The 19,965-nt window shown below is 58.6% G+C and carries 12 protein-coding genes; 7 read left to right on the top strand and 5 right to left on the bottom strand.

The window, feature by feature from the left end:
- Nucleotides 1–139: 139 nt before the first annotated feature.
- From AC07XZ_RS23395 to AC07XZ_RS23410, 4 genes are all read right to left on the bottom strand, one after another.
- Nucleotides 140–853: an HNH endonuclease gene (locus AC07XZ_RS23395; protein WP_102688621.1), complete on the bottom strand. Its 714-nt coding sequence runs from the start codon at nt 851–853 to the stop codon at nt 140–142.
- Nucleotides 854–967: 114 nt separating this feature from the next.
- Entirely contained in the window at nt 968–1,498 is a 531-nt protein-coding gene (locus AC07XZ_RS23400) for a BRO-N domain-containing protein (protein ID WP_102688622.1), read from the bottom strand.
- Between the two features lie 346 nt (nt 1,499–1,844).
- Entirely contained in the window at nt 1,845–3,095 is a 1,251-nt protein-coding gene (locus AC07XZ_RS23405; RefSeq protein WP_007951068.1) for a ribonucleotide-diphosphate reductase subunit beta, read from the bottom strand.
- A 555-nt stretch (nt 3,096–3,650) separates the two neighbouring features.
- Nucleotides 3,651–3,911: a DUF2790 domain-containing protein gene (locus tag AC07XZ_RS23410; RefSeq protein ID WP_007912695.1), complete on the bottom strand. Its 261-nt coding sequence runs from the start codon at nt 3,909–3,911 to the stop codon at nt 3,651–3,653.
- A gap of 450 nt (nt 3,912–4,361) precedes the next feature.
- On the opposite strand from AC07XZ_RS23410, the gene acs reads away from it, so the two are divergent.
- The 7 genes from acs to argR all read left to right on the top strand — a co-directional run bounded on the left by acs (nt 4,362) and on the right by argR (nt 12,119).
- Complete coding sequence (gene acs / locus AC07XZ_RS23415) at nt 4,362–6,317, top strand: acetate--CoA ligase (RefSeq protein ID WP_007951065.1); 1,956 nt, start codon at nt 4,362–4,364, stop codon at nt 6,315–6,317.
- 558 nt (nt 6,318–6,875) lie between these two features.
- Entirely contained in the window at nt 6,876–7,649 is a 774-nt protein-coding gene (locus tag AC07XZ_RS23420) for an ABC transporter substrate-binding protein (RefSeq protein ID WP_064383630.1), read from the top strand.
- A gap of 91 nt (nt 7,650–7,740) precedes the next feature.
- Complete coding sequence (locus AC07XZ_RS23425) at nt 7,741–8,430, top strand: ABC transporter permease (RefSeq protein ID WP_007951063.1); 690 nt, start codon at nt 7,741–7,743, stop codon at nt 8,428–8,430.
- The gene (locus AC07XZ_RS23430) at nt 8,427–9,125 is read left to right on the top strand and encodes an ABC transporter permease (RefSeq protein WP_011335540.1); all 699 of its coding nucleotides are present in this window, start codon (nt 8,427–8,429) and stop codon (nt 9,123–9,125) included. The genes AC07XZ_RS23425 and AC07XZ_RS23430 overlap by 4 nt, the downstream gene beginning before the upstream one ends.
- A gap of 1 nt (nt 9,126) precedes the next feature.
- Nucleotides 9,127–10,239, top strand: a complete 1,113-nt coding sequence (locus tag AC07XZ_RS23435) for a succinylglutamate desuccinylase/aspartoacylase family protein (RefSeq protein WP_102688620.1) — start codon at nt 9,127–9,129, stop codon at nt 10,237–10,239.
- Between the two features lie 23 nt (nt 10,240–10,262).
- Nucleotides 10,263–11,027 (top strand): ABC transporter ATP-binding protein, encoded by a 765-nt coding sequence (locus AC07XZ_RS23440; RefSeq protein ID WP_003227281.1) that lies wholly within the window; start codon nt 10,263–10,265, stop codon nt 11,025–11,027.
- A gap of 111 nt (nt 11,028–11,138) precedes the next feature.
- The gene (gene argR, locus AC07XZ_RS23445; protein WP_011335538.1) at nt 11,139–12,119 is read left to right on the top strand and encodes a transcriptional regulator ArgR; all 981 of its coding nucleotides are present in this window, start codon (nt 11,139–11,141) and stop codon (nt 12,117–12,119) included.
- Nucleotides 12,120–12,167: 48 nt separating this feature from the next.
- On the opposite strand, the gene AC07XZ_RS23450 is transcribed toward argR, so the two are convergent.
- Nucleotides 12,168–19,907: a dermonecrotic toxin domain-containing protein gene (locus tag AC07XZ_RS23450; protein WP_102688619.1), complete on the bottom strand. Its 7,740-nt coding sequence runs from the start codon at nt 19,905–19,907 to the stop codon at nt 12,168–12,170.
- Nucleotides 19,908–19,965: the final 58 nt, after the last annotated feature.

A 19,965-nucleotide genomic window follows, 5' to 3' on the forward strand; every position in this document is an offset into this window, starting at 1 on the left:
GGGTATTAATAGCGGGAGGTGGGGTGGGTTGCACTGATTGTTTTCGGGATGATGCAAAGTCTGTGTGAGTGAGCCAGCTCCCGCTGGGCCGCGAAGCAGCCCAAAAGTCAGCAAACGCGATTAGTCAGATAAACCGCGATTATTCCCTTTCGAGTCTTCCAACGTTGTCATACAGCCAAGCAGTGAAAGCTTCTCTGTCATCCGAATGGTGGCAACGTTGGTGACAGTTGGGACACAGCGCCACGACATTCGAAGGCTGGTCCGATCCTTCTTGCGACATATGCTTTACGTGATGAACTTCAAGAAACGGTTTTCCATTTTTCTTAAATGGCGCTTCTTCGCCACAACCTTCGCACTTCCCATTGGCTTCCTGACGAACCCAGCCCCTCAATTCGGGATCACGAAAGTAAACCTTTCTGGTGGACGTCGTTTGGAGAGGTGTCTTTATCCCTTTGGGGACATAATCAAATTGCGTTCGCTCAAATTTGTCTGCGCGTTGTTCCAGTAACGCTTCGTCCGCAGTTGGATCAGAATCTTCAAGCGTCAAAACGGTGGAATCATCAAGTGCTTTACGGATGCTACGCGCTACATTCACACCAACATTCTTGGCAGGCTTGTAGCCTTCAATACGCTTTCGACCCATTTCTACCAACACGGTAGAAATGTTCTGCATCCGAAATTCGACAGAACCCTTCGTCCGGCCGGCGAGTGGGCCTTCACGCAGAATGCGATTTTCCTCAGTCTTGACGAATTTCTGGCCGCTCTGCTCACGCGCCAGCATCTTGAGGTAGGCATCGACCGCAGCCTGAATCTCTACGTCACTCCAATCGCTATTAGTTTTTTCCGTATCCATACAATCGCCGAGGGTTGAAAACCCTCGGACGATACTGAGTGGCCATTACCGATGTCTACGAAAATTCCTACAGAAAATAACGACGGATCTCGCGAAGTCCTACAACCACCATCACTAGCCCATGGAATGCCTCGAAGACTGAAACACCTGCGCAACCTTTCTCCACCAAGGCTTGCCCGATGTCCGTCGTTGCGTCTGATCGCTCAGCAGATAAGGCATATCCCGTAGCCGAATCCAGCCTTCATCCTGCCAATGCAGCAGACTCAACGACATCTCCGGCCAATCCAACAAACTCAACTTCGGCCGATCTGAATGTTCCGAGTGTTCTGCATCACGCAAGGCCGGCACCACCTGCAGAGTTAACCATTCCCGTAACAACCGGTTCCCCGGGACGTAGTGATACACCAGCAGCGCATACACACCGGACTCGCTGAGCATCAGTTGCTTTTCGGGTTGCCGAAAATACTCAATCCACAAAACGCGACGCTGATCCTTATCTAGCTTGTTGACCATGCGTTCGCACAGATGGACACCCATCAAACGACCCACATCGCGGGCGCAGAACCACGTTTGGTTTTCGAGCAGAAGGGCATGTAGAGCGAGGTTGTGACGCGAGAAGACTGTTACAGAAAAAGGATCGGGCATATCCATTACCTCTACGTTTAGATTTTTGGAGGGCCTGGCCCCAACGTAGAGTGGACTTAAGAAATCCCAACGAGCGAGACAGCTCCACTGACGGCATATGCGTCTGTGTGACTGATCAAGCTTTCTACGTTGGGTGTTTCTTAGGCACCTGCAATTGAGCTTAGAGGTGCTTGCAGTTGGCTTCAATGCGAAGCGGCTGTAAGTGCTGTAGGAGATTGAACTCTGCAATGTAGGGTCTGAAAGGACAACCAGCCGCCCATAAAAAAGCCCCGATCAAATCGGGGCTTTTTGCTTTCTCAATTCGACGACTCAAGCAGCAATCGTCAAATCGTGGCGAGCGAGACCATTAGTCCCAGCTAAGCGCACCACCAGTTTGGTATTCGATCACACGAGTCTCAAAGAAATTCTTCTCTTTCTTCAAGTCCATGATCTCGCTCATCCAAGGGAACGGGTTAGTCGTCCCTGGGTACTCTTCCTTCAAACCGATCTGCGACAGGCGACGGTTAGCGATGAACTTCAGGTAGTCCTCCATCATCGCTGCGTTCATGCCCAGTACGCCGCGAGGCATGGTGTCACGCGCGTATTCGATTTCCAGCTGGGTGCCTTGCAGAATCATCTGCGAAGCTTCTTCCTTCATTTCGGCATCCCACAGGTGTGGGTTTTCGATTTTGATCTGGTTGATCACGTCGATGCCGAAGTTCAGGTGCATGGATTCGTCGCGCAGGATGTACTGGAACTGCTCGGCGACGCCGGTCATTTTGTTGCGGCGGCCCATGGAGAGGATCTGGGTGAAGCCGCAGTAGAAGAAGATGCCTTCCAGAACGCAGTAGTAGGCGATCAGGTTGCGCAGCAGTTCCTTGTCGGTTTCGACGGTGCCGGTGTTGAATTCCGGGTCGGAGATGGCGCGGGTGTATTTCAGGCCCCAGGCGGCTTTTTTCGCGACCGACGGGATCTCGTGGTACATGTTGAAGATCTCGCCTTCATCCATGCCCAGCGATTCGATGCAGTACTGGTAGGCGTGGGTGTGGATCGCCTCTTCGAATGCCTGGCGCAGGATGTACTGGCGGCATTCCGGGTTGGTGATCAGGCGGTACACGGCCAGGGCCAGGTTGTTGGCAACCAGGGAGTCGGCGGTGGAGAAGAAGCCGAGGTTGCGCATCACGATGCGGCGCTCGTCGTCGGTCAGGCCTTCCGGGTTTTTCCAGAGGGCGATGTCGGCGGTCATGTTGACTTCTTGCGGCATCCAGTGGTTTGCGCAGCCGTCCAGGTATTTCTGCCAAGCCCAGTCGTACTTGAATGGCACGAGCTGGTTGAGGTCGGCACGGCAGTTGATCATGCGCTTTTCGTCAACGGCGACACGGGCGGCGGAGCCTTCGAGTTCGGCGAGGCCTTCGGCAACGTCGAGGGAATCCAGTGCAGCCTTGGCGCGGGCCACGGCAGCCGAGTCTTCGGCGGTCACGGCGCGGGCTTCGAGGGCGGCGGCACCGCCGGCGCTGTCGAGGCGGTCCATGTTGGCTTCGCTAGCGTGGCCGGCGTTGGCGCCTTTCACTGCTGCTACTTCACTGTCTTCTTTGTCGAATTCGTCCCAGCTCAGCATGACGTGTCGTCTCCTGCGTGAGGGCCTGTGCCCGTGTGAAAACTGATTGGTTGGTTTTTCACACGGCCGTACAGGCCGCGTTGGATGTCGTTTTTTGCAGCGGTGCTACGCAGGCAATAAACAGAAAATTTTTACGGGTTTTCGAGAGCCTCTGACGGGCGCAGGTCAGCGTTGTCGCTGCTGCGGGGCTTCAGAATGGCTTTGATCCCTGTAAGGGAATATTGCTGACCCGATTAGGGCGGCATTATAGGGAAAAAAACACGGGCGTGGGGGAGGGCGAAACAGCGCAGGGCGGTCGAGCGCAGGGGTGATTTCGATCGGAGCGAGGGTTTACAGGGCTTTCGCCGGGATTGGCCCCGGAGAAAATTTTTTCATTAATTTTTTGGCGTGTGATTGATTGCTCAAAAAACGAGCAAAAAACCGCGTTTTTCACTATATCTTGTGTTTTGCAACCCTTTTGCGCCGCTTCAAACACAACTGAGCCCGACCGAAGCCGGGCTGGAATCGACTCTCGATGTTGCGCTGAGTGATCCGATTCGGTGCAGTCTCAACGCATCAATTGGTGCAGCCGTTACCCATGATGCTGTAACGCAGAATGTGACGCTGCCCCTTGGAGTCGTCGTACTCCATTTTCGCCGGAACAACTTCGCAGACATTCGGAACTTCGCTCATGGAAACAACTTTGGCGATGTCCAGGTGAGTGGAGTAAGTGTATTCCTCGATAACCGGTTGTTGCTGTGCGACATCAGTCGGAACCTCGTCTGCCATGGCGGTTGCGCACAGACTGCTGAGGGCCAGAACCAATAAAGCTTTCATTTGAATTTACCTTCTTGAGGTCGAGTGGGGTCACGCAACCTTTTTGGGGTTGCGTGTGGAACTTCATCGTTTGGTTTGTTACTTCAGAGCTGGATTAACGGCCTTCGTGGGGGCTGTAACGTTGTTAATCGCTTTGCCTTGTCGGCGAGGTGAATTTTAGGGAGGCGGGGTAGGGGTAAACAGACCCGGTTTTGATAAACACCTTTGGCAGATTTGGTAACAATCCTTGGAGATGGTGTTACCAGCGCTGCGGCTTTACCGGGAAAGCGAGGCGTCTGAATCGCTGGCAGGCCAGCTCCCACAAGGGTTGCGGGGTTTGCTTCGGAGGTGTTGTGGGCATTTCTGGATGTTTTGTAGGGGCTTGTTACTACCATCGTCGAATGGTTCTATACGGGCGCCCCGGCTACAACAGGGTCATACAAAAACAACTATTACACCGAGGTAGGAAAGATGAGTGCGGCTTCCCTGTATCCCGTTCGTCCCGAGGTTCTGGCCAATACGCTGACCGACGAGGCGACCTACAAAGCCATGTACCAACAGTCGGTCGTCAACCCTGACGGCTTCTGGCGCGAACAAGCCAAGCGCCTCGACTGGATCAAGCCTTTCACCACGGTGAAACAGACTTCGTTCGACGATCACCATGTCGACATCAAGTGGTTTGCCGACGGCACCCTGAACGTTTCCTACAACTGCCTCGACCGTCATCTGGCCGAGCGCGGCGATCAGGTCGCCATCATCTGGGAAGGCGACGATCCTTCCGAAAGCCGCAACATCACCTACCGCGAACTGCACGAACAAGTGTGCAAACTCGCCAACGCCCTGCGTGGCCAGGACGTGCACCGCGGCGACGTGGTGACCATTTATATGCCGATGATCCCCGAAGCCGTGGTCGCCATGCTGGCCTGCACCCGGATCGGCGCGATTCACTCGGTGGTGTTCGGCGGTTTCTCGCCGGAAGCCCTGGCCGGTCGCATCATCGACTGCCGCTCGAAAGTGGTGATCACCGCTGACGAAGGCATCCGTGCCGGCAAGAAGATTTCCCTCAAGGCCAACGTCGATGACGCCCTGACCAACCCGGAAACCAGCAGCATCCAGAAAGTCATCGTGTGCAAGCGCACTGGCGGCGACATCAAGTGGAACCAGCATCGCGACATCTGGTACGAAGACCTGATGAAAGTGGCGGGCACCGTCTGCGCGCCGAAAGAGATGGGCGCCGAAGAAGCGCTGTTCATCCTTTATACCTCCGGCTCTACCGGCAAGCCGAAGGGCGTGCAGCACACCACAGGCGGCTATCTGTTGTACGCGGCGATGACTCACGAGCGCGTGTTCGACTACCGTCCGGGCGAAATCTACTGGTGCACCGCTGACGTGGGCTGGGTCACCGGTCACTCCTACATCGTCTACGGCCCGCTGGCCAACGGCGCGACCACGCTGCTGTTCGAAGGCGTGCCGAACTATCCGGACATCACCCGGGTGGCGAAGATCGTCGACAAGCACAAGGTCAACATTCTCTACACCGCGCCGACCGCGATCCGCGCGATGATGGCCTCCGGCACCGCCGCTGTTGAAGGCGCGGACGGCAGCAGCCTGCGTCTGCTGGGTTCGGTGGGCGAGCCGATCAACCCGGAAGCCTGGGACTGGTACTACAAGAACGTCGGCAAATCCCGCTGCCCGATCGTCGATACCTGGTGGCAGACCGAAACCGGCGGCAACATGATGAGCCCGCTGCCAGGCGCTCACGCGCTCAAACCGGGTTCGGCCGCACGTCCGTTCTTTGGTGTGGTGCCGGCGCTGGTGGACAACCTCGGCAACATCATCGAAGGCGAGGCCGAAGGCAATCTGGTGATTCTCGATTCGTGGCCAGGTCAGGCGCGCACTCTGTACGGTGACCATGACCGTTTCGTCGATACCTACTTCAAGACCTTCCGTGGCATGTACTTCACCGGTGACGGCGCACGTCGCGATGCCGACGGTTACTACTGGATCACCGGTCGCGTGGACGACGTACTCAACGTCTCCGGCCACCGCATGGGCACTGCCGAGATCGAAAGTGCGATGGTCGCTCACCCGAAAGTCGCCGAAGCGGCGGTGGTCGGTGTGCCGCACGACATCAAGGGGCAGGGCATTTATGTCTACGTCACCCTTAAGAATGGCGAAGAGCCGAGCGAGCAATTGCGTCTGGAACTGAAGAACTGGGTGCGCAAGGAGATCGGGCCGATCGCTTCGCCGGACGTGATCCAGTGGGCGCCGGGGCTTCCGAAGACCCGTTCGGGCAAGATCATGCGCCGCATCCTGCGCAAGATCGCTACCGCCGAATACGAAGGCCTGGGCGACATCTCCACCCTGGCCGATCCGGGTGTGGTGCAGCATCTGATCGATACGCACAAGACCATGAACGTCGCCTAAGCGGCGGGTCTGAAGGCTGAAAAGCCCCGTCCGGCATTGCGCCGGGCGGGGCTTTTTGTTTTCCAATAATTATCGAATTGCTCCGTCAGCCCATTCCCACTGTTACCCGTCCGCCTTCAAGTAACTGAATGTGTAACCGCCCGCTCCACAACGGGGCATCCGGAAACGCATCGCCCCGTTTTAGAGCCTCAAAACACCCTGTGAAAAATAAGACATAACCCCGCGCTTGCCGGATTAGAAGGGTTTGCGAATAATAGGCCCGCAATTTGCAGCATAGATCGGTTCACTGTCTTTCGCTCTTGCATGAAATTGCAGGGCTGTCAATGTGCTCAAGCGGGTTTCTCGGTGCATCTGTAATTAGTTGTCGCATTGAAGAAATATCGGCTTCGGGCCTGTCGTTAGAATGCCGATCACTCGCTCGTCGTGGCTTGCGTTGAAGCCTTCGCGGTTTTGACTGGAATTGTCCCACGCACGCAGCAACCGATTTCGTTACACCCATTCGCATATTGGGCTGTCGCTCACTCTGCCGTTTTTGCCCTTTACCGATGGAGTCCCAAGATGAAGAAACTTGTGCTGCTTGGCGCCCTGGCACTGTCCGTGCTGTCCCTGCCGACATTCGCCGATGAAAAGCCTCTGAAAATCGGTATCGAAGCGGCTTACCCTCCATTCGCCTCCAAAGCGCCGGACGGCAGCATCGTCGGTTTCGACTACGACATCGGCAACGCGCTGTGCGAAGAAATGAAGGTCAAGTGCCAGTGGGTCGAGCAAGAGTTCGACGGTCTGATCCCGGCACTGAAAGTGCGCAAGATCGACGCGATCCTGTCGTCCATGTCGATCACTGAAGACCGCAAGAAGTCCGTGGACTTCACCAACAAGTACTACAACACCCCGGCCCGCCTCGTGATGAAGGAAGGCACTCAGGTCAGCGAAGGTCTGGCTGAGCTGAAAGGCAAGAACATCGGCGTACAACGTGGTTCGATCCACGAGCGTTTCGCCCGCGAAGTCCTGGCCCCGCTGGGTGCCGAGATCAAGCCGTACGGCTCGCAGAACGAAATCTACCTCGACGTGGCTGCCGGCCGCCTCGACGGCACCGTGGCGGACGCTACGCTGTTGAATGACGGCTTCCTGAAAACCGACGCCGGCAAAGGCTTCGCGTTCGTGGGCCCGGCGTTCACCGACGTCAAATACTTCGGCGACGGCGTAGGCATCGCGGTACGCAAGGGCGACGCCCTGAAAGACAAGATCAACACCGCCATCGCGGCCATCCGCGAGAACGGCAAGTACAAGGCAATCCAGGACAAGTACTTCGACTTCGACATTTACGGCAAGTAAAGACGTCGCTCGACCCGTCCGAAATGGCGCAAGCAACAGGATCTCTGCGGTTTGCGCCATTTTTTCATCCCAACTTTCGAGGACCTGAATCATGTTGAAAGGCTACGGGGCTGTCATCCTCGATGGCGCTTGGCTGACGCTTCAGCTCGCCTTGTCGTCCATGGCCCTGGCCATCGTTCTCGGGCTGATCGGCGTCGCGTTGCGCCTGTCGCCGGTGCGCTGGCTGGCGTGGCTGGGCGATCTGTATTCCACGGTGATTCGCGGGATTCCCGACCTGGTGCTGATCCTGTTGATCTTCTACGGCGGTCAGGACCTGCTCAACCGCGTCGCACCGATGCTCGGCTATGACGACTACATCGACCTGAACCCGCTGGCCGCCGGTATCGGCACCCTCGGTTTCATCTTTGGTGCTTACCTGTCGGAAACCTTCCGCGGCGCGTTCATGGCGATCCCCAAAGGTCAGGCCGAAGCCGGCATGGCGTACGGCATGAGCAGCTTCCAGGTGTTCTTCCGGGTGCTGGTGCCGCAGATGATTCGTCTGGCGATTCCGGGCTTCACCAACAACTGGCTGGTGTTGACCAAGGCCACCGCGCTGATTTCCGTGGTCGGTCTGCAAGACATGATGTTCAAGGCCAAGCAGGCGGCCGACGCCACCCGCGAGCCTTTCACCTTCTTCCTCGCAGTAGCGGCGATGTACCTGGTGATCACCAGTGTCTCGTTGCTGGCGCTGCGTCACCTTGAGAAGCGCTACTCGGTAGGCGTAAGGGCGGCTGATCTATGATCTTCGACTACAACGTCATTTGGGAGGCCCTGCCGCTGTACTTCGGCGGTCTGGTCACCACCCTCAAGTTGCTCGCGCTGTCGCTGTTCTTCGGTCTGCTCGCGGCACTGCCGCTGGGCCTGATGCGCGTATCCAAGAACGCTGTGGTCAATGGCGCAGCCTGGCTCTACACCTACGTGATTCGCGGCACGCCGATGCTGGTTCAACTGTTCCTGATCTACTACGGTCTGGCCCAGTTCGAAGCGGTGCGTGAAAGCTTCTTGTGGCCGTGGCTGTCCAGCGCAACGTTCTGTGCGTGCCTGGCGTTCGCGATCAACACCAGCGCCTACACCGCTGAAATCATCGCCGGCAGCCTGAAGGCCACGCCGAACGGCGAGATCGAAGCGGCCAAGGCCATGGGCATGTCGCGCGTCAAGATGTACAAGCGCATCCTGCTGCCATCGGCCCTGCGCCGGGCGCTGCCGCAGTACAGCAACGAAGTGATCATGATGCTGCAGACCACCAGTCTGGCGTCCATCGTCACCCTGATCGACATCACCGGCGCGGCCCGTACCGTCAACGCGCAGTTCTACCTGCCGTTCGAAGCGTACATCACCGCCGGCGTGTTCTACCTGTGCCTGACCTTCATTCTGGTGCGCCTGTTCAAGCTGGCCGAGCGTCGCTGGCTGAGCTACCTGGCCCCGAGGAAGCACTGATATGGAACGCATCGACCACGTTCTGCCGTGGAGCCACCTGGGCAGCGAGCGCCGGATTTCGGTGTTCCGCTTCGGTAGCGGCGAGCGCAAGGCCTACATCCAGGCCAGCCTCCACGCTGACGAACTGCCCGGCATGCGCACCGCCTGGGAACTGAAAAAACGCCTCGGCGAGCTCGAAGCCAAGGGCCTGCTCAACGGCGTCATCGAACTGGTGCCGGTGGCCAATCCGCTGGGCCTCGGCCAGTTGCTGCAAGGCAACCATCAGGGCCGTTTCGAGGCCGGCAGCGGCAAGAATTTCAACCGTGATTTCGTCGAGCTCAGCGCCCCCGTGGCCGCCAGGCTGGAAGGACAACTCGGTGATGATCCGCGCGCCAACATCCGTTTGATCCGTCAGGCGATGGCCGATCATCTGGCCGAATTGCCTGAGGCGAGTAGCCAGTTGCAAGGCATGCAGCGCATCCTGCTGCAACACGCCGCCACCGCCGATGTGGTGCTGGACTTGCATTGCGACTGCGAAGCCGCGCTGCACATGTACGCCTTGCCGCAGCACTGGCCGCAGTGGCGTTCGCTCGCCGCGCACCTGGACGTGAAGGTCGGCCTGCTGGCGGAAGATTCCGGCGGCAGCTCGTTCGATGAAGCCTGTTCTCTGCCGTGGCTGCGTCTGTCGCGTCTGTTCCCGGACGCGCAGATTCCACTGGCGTGCCTGGCGACCACCGTTGAACTGGGTGGTCAGGCTGACACCACGCCGGCGCAGGCCGAAGCCTGGGCAGAAGGCATTCTGGCGTTCCTCGCCGAGCAAGGCCTGATCCGTGGCGAGTGGCCGAGCGCGGCGCACGAACCGTGCGAAGGCATGCCGTTCGAGGGCACTGAATTGCTCCTGCCGCCGCATCCGGGCGTGGTGAGTTTTCTGCGCAAGCCCGGCGAGTGGGTTGAAGCCGGTGACAAGATTTTCGAAGTGATCGATCCGCTGTCGGATCGGGTCAGCACGGTGTGTGCTGGTACGTCCGGGGTGCTGTTTGCCATTGAGCGGCTGCGTTACGCCCAACCCGGTTTCTGGCTGGCCAAAGTGGCGGGGCGCGACGCGCTGCGCGACGGCCCTTTGCTCAACGACTGACTGTTTTTGTGAGAACCGACCGCATGTACAAACTTGAAGTCCAAGACCTGCATAAACGCTATGGCAGTCACGAAGTGCTCAAGGGCGTTTCCCTGAAAGCGGCCGCCGGCGATGTGATCAGCATCATCGGCTCCAGTGGCTCCGGCAAAAGTACTTTCCTGCGCTGCATCAACCTGCTCGAGCAGCCGCACGCGGGCAAGATCCTGCTCAACAACGAAGAGCTGAAACTGGTAGCGAACAAGGACGGCGCGCTGAAAGCCGCTGATCCGAAACAGCTGCAACGCATGCGTTCGCGCCTGTCGATGGTGTTCCAGCACTTCAACCTGTGGTCGCACATGACCGCGCTGGAAAACATCATGGAAGCGCCGGTTCACGTGCTGGGCGTGTCCAAGGCCGAAGCCCGCGAGAAAGCCGAGCACTACCTGAACAAGGTCGGCGTGGCTCATCGTAAGGATGCGTTCCCGGGGCACATGTCTGGTGGCGAACAACAGCGCGTGGCAATCGCCCGTGCGCTGGCGATGGAACCGGAAGTGATGCTGTTCGACGAACCGACTTCCGCCCTTGACCCGGAACTGGTCGGCGACGTGCTGAAAGTCATGCAGGCCCTCGCTCAGGAAGGCCGGACCATGGTGGTGGTGACCCACGAAATGGGCTTTGCCCGTGAAGTGTCGAACCAGTTGGTGTTCCTGCACAAAGGCGTCGTCGAAGAAAGCGGCAACCCGCGTGAAGTGCTGGTCAATCCGCAGTCGGAACGTTTGCAACAATTCCTCTCGGGCAGCCTCAAGTAATCGCTCCCGTTATGCACCAGATTAGGTCATGCTGCGCAGCGCGCCAGATGGTCTAATTTGGTTGCAGCCGATTTCGGTTTTTCCCTCTGTTTACGTTTCGGATCGCCCGCCATGACTGCCCATCGAATTGGTTTCCTGATTTGGCCCAGCACTAAAGCTCTGACTTTGGCGCTGGCAGAGGAGGCCTTGCGTGTTGCCCAGCGTGTGCATCCGGACGTGGTTTACGAGTTGTCCTTCCTGCAGGCCGAAGCACCGGCCGAGGGTGAATGGCAACTGCCCGGCGAACCCTGGGCCGGCAAACTCGAAAACTTCCAGAAACTTTTCCTGCTCGCCGATGAGCCACCGACCACGTTGGCGCCGGCGCTCAGCAGCGCGCTCAAGCAACTGGTGCGTGCCGGTTGTGTAATCGGCGGTCTGTCGGCCGGTGTGTACCCGCTGGCGCAACTCGGTCTGCTCGACGGTTACCGCGCTGCCGTGCACTGGCGCTGGCAGGACGATTTCGCCGAACGCTTCCCGAAAGTCATCGCCACCAGTCATCTGTTCGACTGGGATCGCGATCGCCTGACGGCGTGCGGCGGCATGTCGGTACTCGATTTGCTGCTGGCAGTGCTGGCCCGTGATCACGGTGCGGAGCTGGCCGGTGCGGTCTCTGAAGAACTGGTGGTCGAGCGCATCCGCGAAGGCGGCGAGCGTCAGCGCATTCCATTGCAGAACCGGCTCGGCTCCAGCCATCCGAAGCTCACCCAGGCGGTGCTGCTGATGGAAGCCAACATTGAAGAGCCGCTGACCACCGACGAAATCGCCCAGCACGTGTGCGTGTCCCGTCGGCAGCTGGAGCGGATCTTCAAGCAATACCTCAACCGCGTGCCGAGCCAGTACTACCTGGAACTGCGCCTGAACAAGGCCCGGCAGATGTTGATGCAGACCAGCAAGTCGATCATCCAGATCGGCCTGTCGTGCGGTTTTTCCTCGGGACCGCATTTCTCCAGCGCCTATCGCAACTTCTTCGGCGCCACGCCGCGGGAAGACCGCAACCAGCGGCGCAGCAGCAGTCCGTTCGAACTGTCGTCGGTGCCGCCAGAGCGCGGTTGATCCCTCACCAATTACGCCATGGCATTGGCTGCCATGGCGCTGTATCGGTCAGTCTTCGATTTCCAGATCAGGCCTCATTTCAGCCGGGCGCGGTGTATCGTCGATGCCGGCGACGTTCAGGTTGTTGCCAGTCTCCTGATAGTAGGCCCGGATTCTTGCTTTGCTCTCGGTCGACAACGGGTTATCGCGCAAGTCGTAGCGGTCGCCGACTGCCGCGGGCACATCCATGATTTCTTCCGGCACGTCTGTGATCGCATTGCCGGACAGATCAATCTCGTTCCAGTGCAGGTTTTCCAGTACGCCTCGCGGTATTTCGGTAATTCCGGTATCGCTCAGGTCGAGGTCGGTCAGGCCATGCAGGTTGCTGACGTCCGGCGTCAGCCCCAGCGGGTTGTCGCGCAGGTTGAGTACCTCGAGTTTGTCCATGCTCGCCAGCGCTGCTGCCGATTCGGGTGTCAGCCTGATTTTGCAGTCCGGCAGGCTCAGGGCGGTCAACTGATTCATGGTGAAAATATCCTCGGGAATATCGCCGAGATCGCATTCGCGAATGGCCAGGCTGTCCAGGCCGGGAAAAGCTTCAAGGAAGCGTCCGAGCCTTGATGAATGGCCTTCACCCACCAGGAACAGGTCCGGCACGTAGGGCAATGGGGCGCCGAGTGTCGGCAACTCGCCGATGAAACTCACAGTGTGGCTGAACCCGAAACTGTCGAGACTCGAGTCCTCCATCGGGATCTGGCGCCAGCAGGTCAGCAGTGCTTCGGCGAACTGCGTACGCAATTGTTCCTGACGCAGTCGCTCGGTTACGGGCAGCGGTTGGCCGTCAGGCGCACTCACAGGGATGTCGCTGCTCCAATGAGCGAGGCTGCGGGTGAGATCGCTCAGCGCCATTTCCCTTCTTGCTACTTCCTGACGGCCATCAGCCAACGTGCCACTCAGGCGATAGAGGAAGGTGCTGGCCTGATCATCGTCCAGCGACGGATAAAGCGTTTGCACCCGAGCCCGATCTGCCTCTTCGGCAAGCACGCCCAGATCACCCCCGGTGCGCCGGAAGTAATCCTTGACGCGCTCTCGCGACGCCGGGCTCAGAGGGTTGTTGCCAAAGTCGTAACCGTTACCGATTTCCGCCGGCAGGTTGAAAACTTCGTCAGGAATTTCGTTGAGCCGGTTGTTGTTGAGGATGACGATTTCTAGTTGCGGATGGTTGATCATTCCGTCGGGAATTTCGCTGATCGCGGTGCCGGCCAGATCGAGAAAATCCAGCGCCGGCAAGGAGCGGATGTCTGGCGCCAGTCCCAGAGGGTTGTTGTACAAGTCGAGTTTTTTCAATCGTGTCAGCGAAGCAAGGGTGGAACGGCCCTCGACATCCAGCGTCACCGCGCAATTGCTCAGTACCAGATTTTCCAGGGCTGGCATACGCCGGAACGAATCCGGTATTTGCTGCAATCCAAGATCGCGCAGCTCCAGTGTTTTCAGCCCTGAAAAGGCGTCGAAGAAAACATCGCCGGCGCGCAATTGGGCGTTGCCGGTGATCGACAATGTGGTGACATGGCTGAAGTCGGCGCTCAGTGAGGGCAGCTCGCCGATAAACGGAAGATTGATGATCAGCCTGTCTGATCGCATCTCCGGTTGTGCGGTCGAGCGTGCGCGCCAGAACGCTTGCAGGTCACGGCGATATTGATCGCGGCCGGTGCGTTCAACGATTTTGTCCTCATCTGTGAGTGGCGTACCGGTTGACGGATGTTGCTCGGGAACCTCACTGACCCAACGGTTGAGGGTTGTATCGAGTTGCTGCCATTGCGTTTCCCACTGAGCGATTTGAAGTCGACCCTGAGCGACGGTTCCCGGCAACAAATACAACATTCGATTGGCTTGTTCGGCGTCGAGGGTCGGAAACAAAACGCGCACGCGGTCGATGTCCGCCGTCGGCATCGGTACTCCAAAGTCTTGCCGGGTGTGCTGGTAGCGGGTCTTGATCCGCTCGCGAGTGGCGGGTGAAAACGGGTTTTCGCCAAGCATGAATTGGTTGGGTGAAAGCGCAGGGCGATCGAGCAGGCTGTCGGGAAGCTCGCTGATCCGGTTGTGTTCGAAGTTGGCCATGATCAGCGTCGGGTGCTCGACCAGGCCTTCCGGCAGATGAGAGATCCCGGTGTCGATCAGGCGCACGTGAGTCAGCGCCGGCAAGGTCTTCAACTCTGGTGCAGCGCCCAGCGGGTTGTGGCTCAGATTGAGGAACTGTAGACGGCTCATGGACGACAGGCGGGCCTGAGTCGGCGGCGTCAGGGTCAGCTCGCAGTACTCCAGCACCAGGCGCTCCAGCAACGGCATGCGTTCGCAAGCTTCGGGCAATTGCTCCAGTTTGAACTCGTGCAGTTCCAGATGACGCAGGCCGGTGAAAGGCCAAAGAAAAGCATCGATGCCGCTCAGGGCCGGATTGCCGTCAAGGGTCAGCTCGGCGATGTGGCTGAAGTCAGCCGACAGCACGGGCAAATCGCCAATGAACGGCAGCTCTGCGATCAGCACATTGCCCCTTTGCGTGGCTTTTTCGGCAAACCGGAAGCGCCACAGTTCTTCGATTCGTTGGGCAAACAGCTTTCTGTTGGTCTGCATCACGAACACCTGCCGGGGATTGAGCACCTGCCCCGTGTCCGGATGAATACTCGGTCCTGCCGCTGCCCACCGTGCAAGGTCGGCATCCAGTTGGCGGATTTCTGCCTGCCAGTGCCGCAGCTGGCTTCGGCCATGTTCAATCGAGCCCGGCAAGCTGTAGAACACATCGCTGGCGTCTTGCGCGTCGAGGTCGGGAAACAGCTGCTGGGTGGTTTCTATATCTGCAAGGTCGGCGAGTACGGCGAAATCCTGCCCGGTCTCGCGGTTGTATTGTTTGATCCGCTCGCGAGTGCTGGCGTTCAGTGGATTGTTCGAGAGGTCGTAGCCGTCACCGGCCTGAGCCGATAATTCAAACAGGCTCTCGGGTAATTCGGTGATCTGGTTTTCACTGAGGATCGCCGTCTTGAGCGTCGGATGGTCGATCAGGCCAGGCGGGACTTCCAGCAGGCCCGTGCGTGAAAGGTCGAGGTAGGTCAGCGAGTTCAGGGTTTGCAGATCGGGCACCAGATTCAGCGGATTGCCCGGTAACTCCAGTGATTCGAGTCTGGGCATTGCGGCCAGCGCTGTCAGTGATTCGGCTGTAAGGCTCACGCCACAGCTATCCAGCACCAGGACTTCCAGCGTCGACAGGTTTTTGAGTGTCTCGCTCAGTTGATCCAGTTGGCCGTTGCGAAAGAACAGCCGTTTGAGCCGGGAGAAACTTCGCAGAAACGCCGCGTCACCGCGCAAGCCTTTATTCCCGTTGATGGTCAGCGCAGTGATGTGATTGAAGTCCGCGCTCAGTATCGGAAGGTCACCAATGAATTTGGCCTCGGCCGTAAAAACATCGGCCCTGGCGTGCGGATGGATTTTCGAGCGGTGACGCCACAGGCGCAGCAGATTGCCGGCAAACGTCTCGCGTGCATCCTGTTCGGTGAAGCGTTCGTTGGCTTCCAGCATCGCGCCGCTGATCGGGTCGCGGTCGGGAATGTCTCGGGCCCAAAGATTCAGATCGGCACTCAGCGTGGCCAGCTCGGTTTCCCACGCCGTCAGTTGCAAGCGGCCCTGAACCAGTGAGCCGGGCAGGCGATAAATCAGGCCGCTGGCCTGGCCCTCATCGATATCTGGAAACAGGGCCGTGGTGCGGGTGATATCGGCCTGTTCGGCACGTACGCCAAAATTGACGCCGGTGCGGGTGAAACAGGTTTTTACCCGCTCGCGTGTGGCGGCAGTGAGTGGATTACCGGAAAAGTCGTATCCGGCAGCCGCAGCAGGCGAGAGTTCGAACAACGCTTCAGGCAGTGTGGTGATCCGGTTATCGGTCAGCCAGGCGCTCCTGATTTGCGGGTGATCGATCAAGCCGGGCGGGACTTCGGCAATCCCGGTGCGGGACAGGTTGAGGTAGGTCAGCGATGGCAGGAAGGTTAAATCGAAGCTGCTGCCGAGTGGGTTGTCCTTGAGATCCAGTTCAACCAGTTCATTGAGTGAAGTGAGCAGCGTCTGGTTTTCCGGGGTCAGGATGATTCCACATTTGCGCAGCCTTAATCGGCGCAGCGCGGACAGGGTCGAGAGGTTTTGCGGCGGGGTGTGCAAGTCGAAGTTCTGCAGGTCGAGTCGGGATAAAAGAGGGAAGCGTTCAATAAATGTTTCGATGCCTGCCGATGCTCCGCTGCCGCTCAGTTCCAGGCTGTTTACATGGCTGAAGTCTGCCGCCAGCACCGGCAGATCGCCCAGCAAGGGTTCGATAAAACGCATGCGATAGCCAAAGCGTTCCGGAGTCTCGCGGCGCCAGCAGCTGAGCAGGGTTCGGGCGAAAAGCTGTCGATCACGAGCGGCGGCAGCTCGTCGGGCGATAGACAGTTCCTGGCCGGTGGCGGGATCGATCCGTACGTCTCTCAGGCGCCATAGATCAAGGTCGTTTTCCAGGCGGGCGTATTCAAGGCGCAGTCGTGACAGCTCGGCGATCGGATTCTCCAGATGGTTTTGCAGGCGTTGCACCATGGCCTGCAGGCCTTCTTGGGTGATCCCGGGAAAAACATCGCGCACCCGCATGTCCAGGGTCGGCGGAGAACCATCGGGTGACAGATTGCGTGAGTAACCGTCAGTGCCCAGCAGGCGCAAAGTGTCGACGTCGGTGGCGGGAGAGGATTCGACCGCCAGTGTGAGTCGCAGACTGTCGCGTGGCAGAGGATTGTCGCGAATGAGCTGGCGGAGCTTTTGTCCTTCGCCGATTTGCAGATTCAACGCCTGACGTCGGTCGTCGGGCAGGGCTTGCAGCACGCTGGTGTAGAAATCCGTCGGGCCGTGCAATTCCAGTCCGGCCTGATCAAACGGCTGCCACGTGCCATCGGCTCGGCGTACCAGGATTTTTTCGATAGGGGCGCCCATGGGACCGGTGGTGTCGAGCCGCTTTCCTGCGAACGATTGGTCACGCACTTCAAGGCTGACGGTGTCCGACCAGCCTGGCAGCAGCGGCAGGCTGTGCAGCGCCAAAGTCTCGGAATCCTGGTTATGCACCGAATCGATTTCCAGTCCTTCATAAGCCCGGGTGATGCGTAGCTCGTGCAATGCGGTTTCAGAGAGCTGTTGCTGACGCTCCGGAAGCACGTCTTCACTTAGCTGCGTCAGTTCGGTGCCGGTGGCGGTGTGAATGAGTTCTTCGGTGATCCTGACAGGCAGGTTCGGTACGTGCCGCGCCACCTGTTTCACCAGCGGTGTAGCGCGATGCTGGCTTGACTCATAGCGTTGTTCGAACAGGGCAGGGCGCTGTTGCCTGGCAATCTGCGCGAGTCGGCTGCGAAGTTGACGGACGCGTACATCCAGGGCGATTTTTTGCCCGAACTCTTCATTGAGCAGGGTGCTGATTTCGGGTTCATCGAGAGCCCGCAGCAATGTCTTGAGCAGGTCGTTGTCGATCAGACGATTAACGTGAACGTCCGTTAGCGGGAGCTGCACATCATCGGAGGATTGCCAGAGCGTCGCTCCCTCGGCGTCGATCAGGCGCAGCCTTCTGGTTTTCGGCCACAAGCCTTGTTCGTTCAGCAATTGCAGCTGGATCAGCGGATCGGCCTTGCGATAAACCGTTGGCTCGTCGCTGGTCAAATGCTCGATGAACGTCTGCAAATCCTGATCGATTCTGAAACGCTCAATAGTGTCGGCCAGCAGCGGCGGTATGCGTTCCTGATTCACATGCATTTTGCGCAAACCGTCTTCAGTGTAGCCGCTGATTTTCAGAATGCGTTCGCGCTGCGCCGGGGTAAATGCCTCTACGCTGTGGCCGATTCGCTGCAACGCAGTGTTGGTGTCCCATCGCAGCGGATTTTCCAGCTCGGTGTGAAAAGCCCCTTCGCCGTTATGCCGCACGACAGGTTCGTAGGTATCGGTACGTGAAGGGTGTTCGATGCGCAGTTGACCGGGTATCTCGTGATCGTTGACCGCGTAGTGCGTCTGATCCAGCGGTAGCAGTTTTTTGCCCTGATGCCAGTGCAGACCCTGGGCGTCGGGCAGGGAGCCTGCCGCTGGCAGGGTGTCACGGGCGTAGCTGCTCAGATCCGGCTTCCAGTACAGGGTTTTGCCGTTGCGCAGTTTCACGGGTTGAAACCGATCCATGAATGCCACCACTTCGGGCGGCAGTACCTTGGGCAGTTCGGCCATGGCGACACTGGTGCCAATCCCGAAAGCACCCAGTTGAATCAGTGATTCCAGTGCAGCGAAGTAGTGCGCACAGGCTTCGGTGGTTTGGCCTTCGGCCAAATCGACATAGAACGTGAAAAGCTCGTCGAGCAGCTGATAGGTGATGTACGCCATCATCATTTCACCCAGAAACGGCACGAACGGCAGAACGACGAACGCGGCGATTTCCAGGATCGACGTTGCGACACTGACAAACGAATCCCAGCGCCTCCAGCGTGCATTGCGATCGACCATGGCAGTGGGAACAGCGATCACTGCGGCATCGTTGAGGATTTTGTTGAGCTTGCGCTGATAAAGATGTTCCCAGAGTTCACCGGCGATGGGGGTGGCCGAGAATTGCAGGTCGGGCCTTTCGATAAGGGTGTCGCGCCACGGCGGCATTTGACTGCCGGCTTGTGGTGGGTGCCATTGCACTTTGCTCAGACGTTGCTTGAGCTGGCCGAAAAATTGTCCACGTTGTTCGTGAGTGACGAAGCGGCTGAAGAATCGCTGGTACTCCGTATCGCGCAGCTGTCGGATCAGTTCGTGTGCGAGGTCGCCCGTGGAGAGGTACTCCTTGATCGGATGATCGGGGTCGTCCGGTATGTAAGCCACCACTGCAACGGCGGTTTTCGCGCTTTTAAGGTCAGGTGCAAACACCAGGATTCCGGTCAGTGCGACCGACATCATCGTCAAATCGTGGCACAGCATGGGCTGACCGTTCATCAAAACCACGGATGTCCCGTCCAGCAGACTTTCAATCGAATGCAGATTCGCTTCTCCGATGTCGCCATTCATCCGCGCCAGCTTCAGTGCGGCGCGCAGTGCGGTTTTCTGCGCGGTATTGACCTTGTGCCGCAGCACCGAAGCTGCCACCGGGTTGGCGAGCGCGAGACTTTCCTCCAGGTAGCTTTTGTAGCGGGCACCGATATCCAGTTCCCGGCACAGTCGGCTGAAGGCTGGAATGCCGGGTTCTGCATTAAGTGGCGCCAGTGTCTCGAATTGTCCGGTCCCGGTCGGGCGGGTGATGAACGAGGAGCCGCTGGCGTAGGCCCCGGGTTCTGTTTCGCCCGCCTCGAAGTTATGCAATGCCGCGTCCAGCAGCGACACCGTCCACGTCCGGGTGCCGGTGGTAATGCCTGCGGCCTTCACCGGGATGTACAACTGCAGAAAGGTTTCCTTGACGTTCAGCTCGAGGTCGAAACGCGTTTTCAGCGCCTCGGTCAGGATGGGCTCGGCGAAGGTGCTGGCGTTCTGTATCCGTTCGAGCATTTGATCGACGGCGTTCTGCGCGCTCATGTGCCGGGTGATGGCGTTTCTGAGCGCCTGGTGTTGCGAGGCAGGCGCTGACTTGATCGGATCCGGGAGGGCGCGACGGTTGTTCTTCAGGGCGGTGCGTCTGGCGGACGATGCCTTGCCCAACCAATCGGGGATCGCTTTCACCAGCGGTTCATAGTGGGAAGCGGGGCTTTGTGCGGTCGCACCGGGCGTGGGCGAACTGGCGGGCGATTGCCCGGTGGTGGATGGCATCGTTGGCGTCCTTGAGCGTCGAAAAAGAGCTCAAGCAGAGCAAAATGCATCTTGTGTC

The sequence above is a fragment of the Pseudomonas sp. GW458-11-26-14-LB4 genome (genome assembly GCF_059423925.1).

What these genes read in the sequence shown, in the direction of transcription:
- acs (WP_007951065.1), top strand. Translation starts at nt 4,362, where the DNA reads ATGAGTGCGGCTTCCCTGTATCCCGTTCGTCCCGAGGTTCTGGCCAAT.
- argR (WP_011335538.1), top strand. Translation starts at nt 11,139, where the DNA reads ATGACTGCCCATCGAATTGGTTTCCTGATTTGGCCCAGCACTAAAGCT.
- AC07XZ_RS23400 (WP_102688622.1), bottom strand. Translation starts at nt 1,498, where the DNA reads ATGCCCGATCCTTTTTCTGTAACAGTCTTCTCGCGTCACAACCTCGCT.
- AC07XZ_RS23425 (WP_007951063.1), top strand. Translation starts at nt 7,741, where the DNA reads ATGTTGAAAGGCTACGGGGCTGTCATCCTCGATGGCGCTTGGCTGACG.
- AC07XZ_RS23435 (WP_102688620.1), top strand. Translation starts at nt 9,127, where the DNA reads ATGGAACGCATCGACCACGTTCTGCCGTGGAGCCACCTGGGCAGCGAG.
- AC07XZ_RS23430 (WP_011335540.1), top strand. Translation starts at nt 8,427, where the DNA reads ATGATCTTCGACTACAACGTCATTTGGGAGGCCCTGCCGCTGTACTTC.
- AC07XZ_RS23450 (WP_102688619.1), bottom strand. Translation starts at nt 19,907, where the DNA reads ATGCCATCCACCACCGGGCAATCGCCCGCCAGTTCGCCCACGCCCGGT.
- AC07XZ_RS23410 (WP_007912695.1), bottom strand. Translation starts at nt 3,911, where the DNA reads ATGAAAGCTTTATTGGTTCTGGCCCTCAGCAGTCTGTGCGCAACCGCC.
- AC07XZ_RS23440 (WP_003227281.1), top strand. Translation starts at nt 10,263, where the DNA reads ATGTACAAACTTGAAGTCCAAGACCTGCATAAACGCTATGGCAGTCAC.
- AC07XZ_RS23405 (WP_007951068.1), bottom strand. Translation starts at nt 3,095, where the DNA reads ATGCTGAGCTGGGACGAATTCGACAAAGAAGACAGTGAAGTAGCAGCA.
- AC07XZ_RS23420 (WP_064383630.1), top strand. Translation starts at nt 6,876, where the DNA reads ATGAAGAAACTTGTGCTGCTTGGCGCCCTGGCACTGTCCGTGCTGTCC.
- AC07XZ_RS23395 (WP_102688621.1), bottom strand. Translation starts at nt 853, where the DNA reads ATGGATACGGAAAAAACTAATAGCGATTGGAGTGACGTAGAGATTCAG.